We start from the raw sequence: 13,477 nt of genomic DNA on the forward strand, positions 1-13,477 counted from the left end.
TTAAGCTAAACGTAATAACTCATTTACGGATGTTTTAGCGCGGGTTTGCGCATCGACTTTTTTCACGATGATAGCTGCATATAAGCTATGCGTACCATCTTCTGACGGTAAGCTGCCTGGCACAACGACTGAGCCTGCTGGTACGCGACCACGATGAATCTCACCAGTTTCGCGATCATAGATGCGCGTTGATTGACCTATATAGACACCCATAGAGATAACTGCACCTTCTTCTACGATGACGCCTTCAACGATTTCAGAGCGCGCACCGATAAAACAGTTGTCTTCGATGATAGTTGGGTTGGCTTGTAATGGCTCTAGAACACCACCGATACCGACGCCACCTGATAGATGGACGTTTTTACCGATTTGAGCACATGAACCAACGGTCGCCCACGTATCTACCATAGCGCCTTGGTCGACATAAGCACCGATATTGACATACGATGGCATCAATACGGCGCCTGGCGCGATATAAGAGCCTTTACGCGCAACGGCTGGCGGTACAACGCGCACGCCAGCTTCTTTAAACTGCGCTTCTGTCCAATCCGCAAATTTCGTTGGTACCTTGTCATAAAACTGTACATGCTCGCCTGCGGCTTGAACATAGTTGTCATTTAAGCGGAACGATAGCAAGACAGCTTTTTTTGCCCACTGATTGACGACCCATTCGCCATCCTTTTTTTCTGCAACGCGCAAAGTGCCGTTATCTAGCTGCTCAAGTACTTGATTGATCGCATCACGGACATCTTGTGGCATGGTTGCTGGGCTATATTCGTTGCGGTGCTCAAAAGCTTGTTCGATGGTTTGTTGTAATGACATAAACATTCCTAGAATTGATGAAGGTAAATAAAAAACTTGCTGTATTGTCGCTAATTTGGGGACTTTTAGCAAACGTGATAGACGATACTATAATTTCGGGATTTTATGGGCTTAGGTATTACTATTTATCCAGCCTAAGATGTCTTGATAAACCTGTTCTTTATTCTGTTCATGTAGCGGCTCATGGCGCATATAAGGGTAGAGCTGCACAGAGACATGATCAAAATGTTGTCTGTCTAAGCGATTGGCAATATTAAGAATACCGCGACCCATATCACCGATTGGGTCATTTTCTCCACTGATCAATAACATTGGAAAATCTTTGGCAATCGTCATTGCCCAGTTTTTATGCAAGCCTGCATTCATCAGTGTAAAGAGGGTCATAAAGCCGTTATTAGTAAAGTCAAAACCCGTTAATGGATCGGCTTCATAAGCTTCAACAGCGGCAGGATTTTCGCTTAACCACGCAAACTTTGATGAAGAAATACGATTGTTAAGCTTGCTATTGAGTACTTTATTCATCACGTTAGCAAATAGGGCGTTTGGCTTTTTAGGCGCCGCTTTTGTCAGTAACTTATTAATAGGCAATAATACTTTGATCAATGGATTGGCATCCGCTGTGCCCATTAAAATAGCACCGGTAAAGTTGCGCGCATGGTGTTTGAGGACATTACGGACGATAAACGAGCCCATAGAGTGACCCATGACGAAATGTGGCACATTCGGATGACGCGCTTTTAAGCTGTCCGCCATGACGATGACATCTTTTAACAATGACTGCACAGGATGCTCTTCACCAAAAAACCCCAAGTCTTTTGCTGATTTAACCGTCTTTCCATGACCAAGCTGATCATAAGTGGCGACCGCAATACCATGATCGGCTAAAAATTGCGCCACGTCTGCATAACGCCCGCTGTGCTCTGCCATGCCGTGTACAATCAGCAAGGTTGCACTAATGGCAGTATCACTATGGCTCGGCTCAAAAAAAGTATGATGCAGATAATGGGTATTGTCAGAGGAAGTTATTTGTTCATTATTACTCATAAAAATCCAGTCCTTGAATGGTTAAGGGTATGATGAGATAGATTATATATTTTTTAGGGCTTTATTATAGGGATAAGTTATTACCACAACCAATCTAATTGCGCAATTTGGCAACATTAGTATACTACTTAGTTTTTAATGAGCGTTATGGTCTAGTCATTTAAACGACAACTATAAAAATATCGACCATAAAAAAACCCCCATCAAAGCGATGAGGGTCTTGGCAAATGCCATAATCGAATCAAATATGATTCAAAAAATTTACTACTAAAATATGGCTCTCCAACCTGGGCTCGAACCAGGGACACACGGATTAACAGTCCGTTGCTCTACCAACTGAGCTATTGGAGAATAAGCTGCAAGTGTTTAATGACTTACTGCGAGCTTAGAGAGTCTCTAACGAGTTCTTGCTAAGTGGGGCGTATTCTAGCAAAGATAAAAAATACGTCAAGCTTTTTTTGCATATTTTTATACATTAAAGATATTAACGCTAGCGCAAAGGTTGTTGTCGAGCCAATTTGTGTCATATCTTCGATATCACTCTGTTTGCGAAGTAACAACAAATAAAGCAACTTGCTTATATTATAATTATTTAGATTTGATAAATAAAAGACTGCATTGGTTAATAAAATAATACTAATAGAATTACATTGTTAATAGTTATAAAGCTACTAAAGGCTTATAAGACAAAGCTTTTCAAGGCTAAATAAAGAATAAGATAGTAAACGACGAAAAGGATATTTGCGATGACAGACACTGTTAAGAAACAACATATTGTGATTACGGGTGCGACCTCTGGGATTGGCTATCAGCTGGCAAAAGACTATCTGCGAGAAGGACACAATGTCTATGCCGTCGGTCGCGATGAGGAAACCTTGTCTGAGCTAAAATCATTAGGAGCAGAGACGATTGAGCTTGATTTGATGGATCGCGAGAAGGTATTAGCGGCTTTTGATAAAATTACTGAGATTGATTTGGCGATTTGCGGCGCTGGCATGTGTGAGTATCTAGATATGCCAAACTTTGATAGTGCAGCGTTTATGAAAGTGCTGTCGGTGAATATGGGTACGTTATCGCATGCCATTGAAGGAGTACTGCCAAAGCTGATCGCTTCAAAAGGACGTTTGGTAGGCATCGGCTCGGCGTCGGCTTACGTGCCTTTTGCTCGTGCAGAGGCTTATGGCAGCTCAAAAGCAGCTATTCACTATTTAATGAAAACTTTACAGATTAGCCTTGCACCTCAAGGCGTGTCAGTGAGCTTAGTGGTTCCCGGATTTGTAGAGACGCCAATGACCAAACAGAACGATTTTCCAATGCCGTTTTTACAGACTCCGCAGCAGGCAAGTCAAGCGATTCGTGATGGTATAAAAAGTGGCAATGACGTTATTGAGTTTCCCAAAAAACTGACGTTGCCATTAAAAGCATTAGGGGCATTACCTGATTTGGTTTGGCAACAGGTCAGTGAAAAAATCAATAAAAGATAGCCAGTTTTACTATTTTTGAACACCTATAAAGAAAATAACTAGGAATATTTTATGCCGTTTTTGCGCCGTAAATCTAAGCACATATCTAATCAAGTAGAAGCCGTTGTTAAGGCTACAAGCCTTCTCTCAGAGGATAAGAACAATGCACAAGTCAGAAAAAATATCGCTATTATTGGCTCAGGGGTATCAGGTTTAACTTGTGCTCATTACTTGGCAACGCAATTTGACGTCACCGTATTTGAAGCCAGTGATTATATCGGTGGACACGTAAATACGATCGATGTGACGCTACAAGACGGTAAAAAACCCAACCCTAATAAGGATGAAAAAAGTGCTATAGATACCGGCTTTATTGTCTTTAATGAGCGTACTTATCCTAACTTCTTTCGCTTACTTCATGAGCTGCAAGTACCGTTTCAAGCAACGGATATGAGCTTTTCTGTCAAAAACACGGCGCGTCATTTTGAATATAATGGTCATACGCTCAACACCTTATTATCACAGCGCAAGAATATTTTGAATCCGAAGTTTTGGGGATTTATTAATGATATTTTGCAGTTCAATAAACAGGTGCGTCAGCTACGCCAAGATTATGATAAAGCGCGCGAGCAGGGGAATGATATTGCTATTTTTACCAAGCAAACGCTAGGCGAGTATCTTAATAATAGTAAATACGGTGACTTATTCACTGATAACTATCTATTGCCTATGGTGTCTGCGATTTGGTCGACCAGTCTGCGCGACGTACAAGATTTTCCCTTAGTATTTTTCGCTCAATTTTTTGATAATCATGGTTTGCTTGAGGTGGTTAATCGTCCGCAGTGGTTTACGATAAAAGGTGGCTCTAAGCAGTATGTAAATAAGCTAATCAAACATTTTGTGAAGGCAGGTGGCAGCGTTCGCGTGAACAGTCCCGTGCAATCAGTGATTCGAGAAGATAATAAGGTGATATTGAACGTTACAGATACAACAGATAATAAGACGCAAAGTCTTGTGTTTGATGAAGTCATCTTTGCCTGTCATGCAGATACAGCGCTTAAAATCTTACAAGATGCCAATCCTCATGAGCAAGACGTATTGAGTCATTTTACCTTTACCGATAACACTGCTGTTTTACATACCGATACTTCAGTCTTACCCAAAAAGCCGTTGGCATGGGCAAGCTGGAATTATCTAATCGATGATAAAAATGCTATTAAAAAAGATAAAGAATCGCTGCAAACTGCCACAAAGCCCGTATTGACCTATCACATGAATATTTTGCAGCGCTTGACCAAAAAGCACAATTATTTAGTGACTCTCAATCATGAGGTAGATGAGAGCCAAGTCATCAAACGTATCGACTATAGCCATCCAGTATTTAACAATGAAATGATAGCCGCGCAAGCGCAGTGGTCAAATATCTCTGGTAGTAGCGATTCACACACCCATTTTTGCGGTGCTTATTGGTTTAACGGTTTTCATGAAGACGGTGTAAGAAGCGCATTACGTGTCTGTCAGGCATTAGGATGCAACATCGATATTAAGGATAGCGTTGACCCAAGCCATTTGCCTGATGCTGAAAGCGCGCATACACCGTTCCGTTATAAAGATTTACCGGTAAAAGCAGACAAACAATTACGCAAACTTAAGAAACGTCAGGTAGTCACTGCCACGACCAATCAGGAATTGGTGCAATATATCGCAACGTTAGCGCCCGTGGCTAAAGCGTTCAAAAAGAAAAAACTGGGGTTTTTTGCTGCTCGTAAAGCTAAGCATTCGTAGCAGTTGAATACAGCGTTACCAACTAAGGTTATTAAGTATGGTAGAAAAACAGCCTAATAGTATAAGCGCAGAGCCTACATTGTCAGATGATACTAAGGGCTTGTCGCACCAAATATTTCACGGCACAACATGGCACAGCCGGTTGCTACCGAGTGTGCATAAATTTGCCTATCCTTATCGTTATTGGGGTGTCAATATTAGCGTATTAGCAGCAGGGCAAGCATTGCCAGAAGTGGATATCAGTTCATTTAGCGGCAATAAAATCCTAAAAAAGTTGCCATTTAATAAACAATTACTCTTCTCTGGAACAAAAAAAGCCTTACAACAGTTTAATCCTGAGGATTACTTACAAGGATTGAGCACACAAGATAAAAATAGCCCAGGTAAAAGCAAAGTTGCTGACGATAAAGGAGAGTATTTATCAGATGTTCAATCACTAGAACAACGTTTAATTCAAGCATTTACAGAACGGACGGGCAGTGCACCAACAGGCGATATGATAGGTATGGTCGTTTGCCGTAATGCAGGTATTTATTTTAGCCCAGTGAATTTCTACTTGGGTTTTGATAAAGCGCAAAAACCCAGCCATCTGTTGGCAGAAGTATCCAATACGCCATGGGATAAACACCATTACTATGGGTTTTTATTAGATGGCGCAAACACTGAGTTTTGTCATGATAAAGATTTTCATGTTTCACCTTTTAATCCCATTGACCAGCAGTATCAGTGGCAAGTAACGATTGAAAGGGCAATAGAAAATACTGTCACTAGTGAAGTAAAAAGTGAGATAGAGGAGCAGTCTAATCACTGCTTGGACGTTCGTATCGCTATAAATATCAGCGATAAGCGCGGTGAAGTATTAAAAACAGGTATTAAAATGTCTGGCGTACCAATGACGGCATCGACGATTTATGAGAGCTTGCGCAAAAATCCACTGATGAATATAACGTCTTTAATGCGTATTTATGGGCAGGCTTTTAAACTCTATGCTATTAAAAAAGTACCCTATATTAATTACGATGAAACATTAGCCGATAGCAAGCAGCAGAACGGCAATAATAAGCATGAGCAGTGAGCATTAACTATTATGCCAAAACTTCAAAACTTCAAAACTTCAAAACTTCAAAATTTCAAAAATTCAAAGGTTCAAGAATTTAACGTAGAGCGCTTACTGTCGAATAATTATATAAGGATGGATAAATGATGTCAGCAAGACTAGCAAGCAAGGCACCCGTATCAAAATTAGGAAAAATCACTGCTCACATCAATCAAACGGTTAACGACAGTGTTATTTTGCAGCCAGTTAGTAATAGTGTAAATTATCTGGCGCGAAAAGCCATATTCCGAGCTTTGAAGCACGTTCAATTTGGTAGTATTACTATCATTGAGGATTTTGTTGGACAGGAGTCTAAGCCACATCATTTTGGCACAGCTGCTTCTGAAAACATAAGTAGCTCAGCTATTGGTCGTCATGCATTGGATGTGACGCTGACCATTCATGATAGCAGCGTCTATCGTCAGCTATTGTTTGGTGGTTCTATTGCACTAGCAGACAGCTATATCAATGGCGAATGGGATACGGATGATTTAACGGGTTTGATTCGACTGGCAGCGCGTAATTTGGTAGTACTTAATCAGTTAGAAAATCGTTTTGCGGTTATTAGTAAAACCTTTGAGCGAGCCAATCATAAGTTACGCAGTAATGATAAATCGGGTTCAAAGTCTAATATTTTGGCGCATTACGACTTAGGTAATGACATGTATCAGCGTTTTTTAGACGATACGATGATGTACTCATCAGCAGTCTACAAAAAAGTAGATACGACATTGGCTGAGGCGCAGCAGTATAAACTCGCTTTGATTTGTGAGCGTTTACAACTGAACCCCGAAGATACTGTGATAGAAATTGGGACTGGTTGGGGCGGTTTTGCTATTTATGCAGCAACGCATTATGGTTGTCATATAACGACGACCACTATCTCGGATGCGCAATATGAAGAGGCGCAGCGCCGTGTCGAAGCGGCTGGACTGTCGAATAAAATTACTTTACTGAAGCAAGACTATCGTGAGCTGACAGGACAGTATGACAAGTTGGTCAGTATCGAGATGATTGAGGCGGTCGGGCATGAGTATTTACCGACGTTTTTTGCCAAATGTAATAGCCTGCTGAAGCCAACAGGTTTGATGGTATTACAGGCCATTACCTTTAATGATCAAAATTATCAAAGCTATATAAAGTCAGTCGATTTTATTCAGACCCATATTTTCCCCGGTGGTTGTTTGCTATCTAATCAAGAATTGACGACGCAGTTTACTGGGCAGACCGATATGGTCATCAAGCAATTGCATGATTATGGTTTTGATTATGCGTACACGCTACGGGATTGGCGTACTGCGTTTATGGCACAACGTGAGGAGATAAAAGCACTCGGTTATGATGAAGCGTTTATTCGCTTATGGGAGTTTTATTTCTGCTACTGCGAAGGGGGGTTTTTGGAACGTACGATTGGAGTCGTACAAGTCACCGCTGTTAAGCCAAACAACATTAATGCATGGCATTCATAGGCTGCGTTTTAGTCCCTATTATAAAAGGATCTTACTATGGGTTATATTTATATATATCTTGCTTCTTTGGTCATATTTTTGGGCATTGATGCGGTTTGGCTGAAGACCATGACCGGTCTGTTTTATGAAAAGCGTATTGGACATCTGCTTGCTGATGAGCCAAATATGACTGCTGCTGGGGTGTTTTATCTGTTTTACCTGTTGGCGCTGTGTATCATTATTTTATACCCACAAATCAGATCAAATGCGCCAATTCACCAGATCTTTTTGTTGGGCGCTTTGATAGGACTGATGGCTTACGGTACTTATGATTTTACTAGCTTGGCGTTGTATAAAGGTTTTACTTTGGACACCGCTTTGGTTGATTTTGCTTGGGGTGGTATTTTAACGGGTTCAGTGAGTGCTATCGTGGCTTGGCTTGCTTATCGTTTTCACTGGTTAAGTTAAAGCGACTATATTTGCGCTGTGAGAATTGCTACTGTATAAATGATACTTTAAATAGATTCTACCCCCGTTAAGGAACCCTATGACGCAATATAACACCAGCTCTACCGCCAAAACAGTCCCATTAAACCATGAGCTGTATATGTCAGTGCTTATGACGCCAGATATGGCCAATTTTATTGGTAACGTTCATGGTGGGGATTTGCTCAAGATGCTGGACCAAGTCGCTTATGCCTGTGCCAGTCGCTATAGCGGTAGTTATGTGGTGACACTGTCAGTTGATCAAGTGATGTTCCGTGAGCCTATTCATGTCGGTGAGCTGGTGACGTTTGCAGCCAGTGTCAATTATGTCGGCAAAACCTCAATGGAAGTCGGCATTCGAGTAGAGGCAGAAGATGTACGCGCTCGTACCGTTCGCCATACCAACAGCTGCTATTTTACCATGGTGGCGATTGATGAAAATCGTAAGCCAACGCTAATCCCTGAGCTTGAGATTAAAGATGCTTTACAGCAATGCCGATTTGACGCAGGTTTAGAGCGCAAAAAGCTACGTATGGAAGGCTCGCAACGTATCAGCTGTGACATCACTAAGTTGACTAATAAAGTATCAAGCGCATAATCTGCTCATTGATGCAGACAATAAACATACTCTCACCAAAACATTACTGATAAGAACAGGTTTTTTGACTACAGTAAATGGAATCTAAAGTAGCTCATAGATTAGCTGATATCTATATATAACTAATCTGGTTTTATACCTTAAACCATCCATTTCTTGGGACTTAGATGACTTTAAAGCCGTTAGAATCCAATCCAAAAGATGATCCAACGTCGCGCGCTGATACGCACGGCATTGGTCGCTCACGCGATCAAAACCCTTTTAATGTTCCAGGTATAGTCGATTCTAAATAAAATAGATACATTATATTTCAACACGGCACTGGTATAAGTTTTTCTGGCGTGCTGTGCCTTCGAAGACAGAGGCTACAAAAAATTCATTCCAGTCCCGCTGTATTATTTTTATACTGAGCTCACTATAATAAGAATGAGAGCATAATATGAAAAACCTTTTAAAACCGTTAACAAAAAATCCTAATCGCCATACACAGACAGTGTCGCCGTTGCTGGCATTAGTAGTGGTGACTTTGATGTCAGCTACCACTGTACAAGCCAATGCAGAATTAATCGTACATAGTGATGCCAATCAAATTCAACAATCAAAAACGGCCACATCAGCACCCGATAGCGTCCATAAGATTGATGATGCACAGAGTGCTAACCGCCCGTTACCTACTGACATCTCTATTATTAAACTGATGCAAGTCATGCATATTGATGACCAAATCCAATCTATCGTCGATGGCAAGCAAGCGGCTATCAATGCAATCAATACGCAAACTCAGAATCAACAGGCAAATGATGAACCGTTGAATAAACGTCAACGTGAGTTACAAAATCAGATTCAAAGTGTGTTAGGGCAATATGCCAAAATTATGACCAATGGGATAGGCAATACGGCAGATATTCAAACCTTAACGCAAGCTTATATGAGCGCAGCAAAAACTTACTATACGCAAGCGGAAGTAGATGCTCAAATCAAATTTTATGACACTGCTGTCGGTCAAAATATCTTAGCAAAACAGCCACAAATTACCGCCGCTTTTTTAAAGCAATCCTTACCGCAAGATACCTCAGAGACTGAAAACCAATTAAATAAGCTGTTACCGCAGATGAAGCAAATTGTGAAAGGTGTTTTTTAGGCTATCTGCTGCTAACCTAATTATTTTTAAATTTGCTATTTTGAAGTCAACTTAAAAAACAAGCATACATAAAAAAGGTCACCATTGAGGTGACCTTTTTCTATTTAGCAAATAAGTTAATCTTATTTTTTAGACGTGTCTTTTTTAGGAGCATTTGCACCGATAAACCAAGCATCTTTATCAACAGTACGGCTCACTTCAGTCAATAAATCAGCGGTATCTTCATCGCCGGCATCCCCAGCCACATCAATCCCTTCACGCAAAGACGCAGCAATGCTCTTATAGCGATTGGTCAGCTCACGAACATGCTGGTCAACGTCAGTAATATCAGTCGGATAAGTCTCTAAGATAGAGTCTTCAACAACACGCTTAGAGATACCATTGGCTTTTCCGCCAAGGATAACAATGCGCTCAGCGACTGTATCATAAGCTTCTGTCAAGCGTTCATGAGTGTCATCCAATAACTGATGGACACCAATGAAACCAGTACCTTGAAGATTCCAATGGCATTGCTTGCTATCCATACTCAAATCAATCAGATTTGCCAAATTCGCATTCAACAAATCGATCATTTTTTTTGCAGTTGCGTCATCTATTCCACTTGCGTAACGTTCTCTCATATTGTGCTCCATTATTCTATTTTAATAAATGTAAGTTTTTGATTAATCTCTATATCAACAGCGCTTTAAATTTTTATTTATTAAGGTGTTGCTGACTGCTTAGAAATTCACTATTGATAATAACAGCTTAAATGATAGATGGAACCCCACCATTTAGGCTTTATACAAGGGTCGTGTAACGAGTTTGTTAATCATGAAAACCTTTGTAAATTTAACCACTAAAATAGACGCTTTGATAACAATCCGTGCACACGCCAGCGCATTCAATCCTATTAAAATTTGATTTGATTGATGCTGAACCGAGCATAGGCATAGTTATTTTAAACCCCATAAATATCTAGTCCTTTGGTTAAATGCTTTTCTCTGCAAATTTATCAAACAGCTGTTGCTGAGCTAAGTTGACTGTATCATTTATGGCAAAACGCACGCGCCGCCCATGCTGAAGAGGGGTAAATAGTCATTGACTCCTCACCTTTAATATCAGATTTTGAAGAGCTATGTATCGCCATCAATGGTCCGCTGCTCCAACGACGACACATCGTACAATGGCACGCCTCAAAGGTATTAATATCTTCTAATTCAATGGTGACGTTACTGCACAGACAGTGACCTTTCATAACTCGTTCCTTGATGAATGGTCATTGAACTATACCTGAGTTTCTATGCTCTTTATTGAGTGTTTGTGCATGAATTTGTGGGCGTTTTGCACAATAAATGACCTTTAAAAATAAAGGTTTAACCCCATATTGTTATAAACCTAACCTTTTATAAATACCAGGAAGACAACCATTATGCGAATGCCTGAACCGCGCTCGTCGCGTCAGTTAAACCAATTGGCCACTCAACTGCAAGGCGAAGCTGAAATTAGTGGTGTCAACGCGTCTGGGACGCAAATATCAAGTCGTGCTTTTGAGATGGTCACCGAGTTTGAGCCAGCAGGCGATCAGCCGCAAGCGATAAAGAAACTGGTTAATGGTATTAATGCTGGTATGGATGAGCAGCTATTACTGGGTGTGACGGGTTCTGGTAAGACCTATACCATGGCAAAGGTCATCTCCGAGACGCAACGTCCAACTATTATTATGGCGCATAATAAAACGCTTGCCGCCCAGCTATATGGTGAGTTTAAATCCTTCTTTCCGAATAACGCGGTTGAATACTTCGTCAGTTATTACGATTACTATCAGCCAGAAGCCTATGTCGCAGCGAGCGATACCTTTATCGAAAAAGACAGCGCGATTAATGATCATATTGATCAGATGCGTCTGTCAGCGACGCGAGCACTCTTAGAGCGCCGTGACGCGATTATTGTCGCCTCGGTATCGTGCATCTATGGTTTGGGTGATCCAGAAAGTTATCTAAAAATGCTGCTGCACGTCGTCGTTGGTGACAAAATCGATCGCACTGCTACCATTAAACGACTCGTTGAAATGCAATACACACGTAACGAGCTCGACTTTGGGCGTGGTACGTATCGTCTTCGCGGTGAGCTGCTAGATATCTATCCTGCTGAGTCTGAGCAGCTAGCGGTGCGTGTCCACTTGTTTGATAATGAAGTGGAAAAAATCACGTGGTTTGATCCATTAACAGGTAAGACGGTGCGTACAGTGCCGCGTATTACTATTTATCCAAAGTCGCATTATGTGACGCCGCGCAATAAGTTAGAGGCTGCGAGCCATACCATTCGCGCTGAGCTTGAGCCGCGCTTAGAGTATTTTCGAGAAAACAATAAGCTGATTGAAGCACAGCGTCTTAAAGAGCGTACTCAGTATGATCTTGAGATGATTCAACAGCTTGGCTACTGCAACGGTATCGAAAACTACTCGCAGCATCTCTCTGGTCGTCCATCAGGGGAAGCACCACCGACGCTGTTTGATTATATTCCAGAGGATGCATTATTATTCCTCGATGAATCGCACGTGACTGTGTCGCAGATTGGTGCGATGTATAAGGGCGATAGATCACGTAAAGAGAACTTGGTCAATTATGGCTTTCGTCTGCCAAGTGCGATGAATAACCGCCCGATGAAGTTTGAAGAGTGGGAGCGTATCAAGCCTAAGACCATTTATGTGAGCGCCACGCCTGCACTGTATGAGCTTGAGCATAGTGAGCAAGTGGTCGAGCAAGTGGTGCGTCCAACGGGTCTGATTGACCCTGAGATTGAAATTCGACCAGTATTAACGCAGGTCGATGATGTGCTGTCTGAGATTACTAAGCGCCGTGAAAAAGATGAGCGCGTGCTAATTACTACCTTGACCAAGCGTATGTCAGAGGATTTGACCAGTTATCTGAAAGAGTACGATGTCAAAGTTGCTTATCTGCACTCGGATATCGACACCCTTGAGCGCATGCAAATTATCCATGAGCTGCGTACTGGGGTACATGATGTGTTGGTTGGTATTAACTTGCTGCGTGAAGGTTTAGATATGCCTGAAGTGTCATTAGTCGCGATATTTGATGCCGATAAAGAAGGTTTTTTGCGCTCTGAACGTGCCTTGATTCAGACCATTGGTCGGGCGGCGCGTCATATTAATGGTAAAGCCATTCTCTATGCTGACCGTATTACCAACAGTATGCAAAAAGCGATTGATGAGACTGATCGTCGCCGTGAAAAGCAGATTGCCTTTAACCTTGAGCACAATATCACGCCAACAGGCGCGCGCCGTAGTATCACCGATAAAATTGATACCGGTGATGATTTGAACGCCAATGACAATCAAGCGATTCCGGTTAAGAGTAATTTACCTGATGTCGATATCAGTATCTTACGCAGTCCTGATTTGCTCGCTAAAGAAATCAATCGTCTTGAAAAGCTTATGAAGCAGATGTCGCGTGACTTGAAGTTTGAAGATGCGGCAAAAACGCGTGATAAAGTACTAGAGTTAAAGGCGCATTTACTGTAAAAAATAACGTTACTGAGTTTAAAATAGTAATAAAAAGGTGAGTTGCCAATGGCGCAGCTCACCTTTTTTAT

General features: G+C 41.4%; 13 protein-coding genes and 1 tRNA gene. 9 read left to right on the forward strand and 5 right to left on the reverse strand.

The window, feature by feature from the left end:
* The 3 genes from dapD to AC0J5Y_RS03830 form a co-directional block, all read right to left on the reverse strand.
* Nucleotides 1–822: a 2,3,4,5-tetrahydropyridine-2,6-dicarboxylate N-succinyltransferase gene (dapD, locus tag AC0J5Y_RS03820; RefSeq protein WP_475131597.1), complete on the reverse strand. Its 822-nt coding sequence runs from the start codon at nucleotides 820–822 to the stop codon at nucleotides 1–3.
* 111 nt (nucleotides 823–933) lie between these two features.
* On the reverse strand, nucleotides 934–1,866 hold the full coding sequence (locus AC0J5Y_RS03825) for an alpha/beta fold hydrolase (RefSeq protein ID WP_475131598.1): 933 nt from the start codon (nucleotides 1,864–1,866) through the stop codon (nucleotides 934–936).
* A 275-nt stretch (nucleotides 1,867–2,141) separates the two neighbouring features.
* Nucleotides 2,142–2,217, reverse strand: a tRNA-Asn gene (locus AC0J5Y_RS03830).
* 395 nt (nucleotides 2,218–2,612) lie between these two features.
* Between AC0J5Y_RS03830 and AC0J5Y_RS03835 the strand changes: the two genes are divergently transcribed.
* From AC0J5Y_RS03835 to AC0J5Y_RS03870, 8 genes are all read left to right on the forward strand, one after another.
* The gene (locus tag AC0J5Y_RS03835; protein WP_475131599.1) at nucleotides 2,613–3,350 is read left to right on the forward strand and encodes an SDR family NAD(P)-dependent oxidoreductase; all 738 of its coding nucleotides are present in this window, start codon (nucleotides 2,613–2,615) and stop codon (nucleotides 3,348–3,350) included.
* 51 nt (nucleotides 3,351–3,401) lie between these two features.
* The gene (locus tag AC0J5Y_RS03840; protein WP_475131600.1) at nucleotides 3,402–5,114 is read left to right on the forward strand and encodes an NAD(P)/FAD-dependent oxidoreductase; all 1,713 of its coding nucleotides are present in this window, start codon (nucleotides 3,402–3,404) and stop codon (nucleotides 5,112–5,114) included.
* Between the two features lie 37 nt (nucleotides 5,115–5,151).
* Nucleotides 5,152–6,189 (forward strand): DUF1365 domain-containing protein, encoded by a 1,038-nt coding sequence (locus tag AC0J5Y_RS03845; protein WP_475131601.1) that lies wholly within the window; start codon nucleotides 5,152–5,154, stop codon nucleotides 6,187–6,189.
* Nucleotides 6,190–6,314: 125 nt separating this feature from the next.
* Nucleotides 6,315–7,679, forward strand: a complete 1,365-nt coding sequence (locus AC0J5Y_RS03850; protein ID WP_475131602.1) for a class I SAM-dependent methyltransferase — start codon at nucleotides 6,315–6,317, stop codon at nucleotides 7,677–7,679.
* A 36-nt stretch (nucleotides 7,680–7,715) separates the two neighbouring features.
* The gene (locus AC0J5Y_RS03855) at nucleotides 7,716–8,126 is read left to right on the forward strand and encodes a DUF2177 family protein (RefSeq protein ID WP_475131603.1); all 411 of its coding nucleotides are present in this window, start codon (nucleotides 7,716–7,718) and stop codon (nucleotides 8,124–8,126) included.
* A 79-nt stretch (nucleotides 8,127–8,205) separates the two neighbouring features.
* Nucleotides 8,206–8,742: an acyl-CoA thioesterase gene (locus AC0J5Y_RS03860; protein WP_475131604.1), complete on the forward strand. Its 537-nt coding sequence runs from the start codon at nucleotides 8,206–8,208 to the stop codon at nucleotides 8,740–8,742.
* Nucleotides 8,743–8,909: 167 nt separating this feature from the next.
* Nucleotides 8,910–9,035: a hypothetical protein gene (locus AC0J5Y_RS03865; RefSeq protein WP_475131605.1), complete on the forward strand. Its 126-nt coding sequence runs from the start codon at nucleotides 8,910–8,912 to the stop codon at nucleotides 9,033–9,035.
* Between the two features lie 146 nt (nucleotides 9,036–9,181).
* Nucleotides 9,182–9,883 (forward strand): DUF2059 domain-containing protein, encoded by a 702-nt coding sequence (locus tag AC0J5Y_RS03870; RefSeq protein ID WP_475131606.1) that lies wholly within the window; start codon nucleotides 9,182–9,184, stop codon nucleotides 9,881–9,883.
* 122 nt (nucleotides 9,884–10,005) lie between these two features.
* Here the strand turns inward: AC0J5Y_RS03870 and dps are convergent, their stop codons facing one another.
* The gene (dps, locus tag AC0J5Y_RS03875) at nucleotides 10,006–10,503 is read right to left on the reverse strand and encodes a DNA starvation/stationary phase protection protein Dps (protein WP_475131607.1); all 498 of its coding nucleotides are present in this window, start codon (nucleotides 10,501–10,503) and stop codon (nucleotides 10,006–10,008) included.
* Nucleotides 10,504–10,910: 407 nt separating this feature from the next.
* A complete protein-coding gene (locus AC0J5Y_RS03880; RefSeq protein WP_475131608.1) occupies nucleotides 10,911–11,120 on the reverse strand; it encodes a GFA family protein in 210 nt (69 codons plus the stop codon).
* 174 nt (nucleotides 11,121–11,294) lie between these two features.
* On the opposite strand from AC0J5Y_RS03880, the gene uvrB reads away from it, so the two are divergent.
* Nucleotides 11,295–13,406: an excinuclease ABC subunit UvrB gene (gene uvrB, locus AC0J5Y_RS03885; protein ID WP_475131609.1), complete on the forward strand. Its 2,112-nt coding sequence runs from the start codon at nucleotides 11,295–11,297 to the stop codon at nucleotides 13,404–13,406.
* Nucleotides 13,407–13,477 lie beyond the last annotated feature (71 nt).

Source organism: Psychrobacter sp. TS_SC_6 (assembly GCF_056156305.1).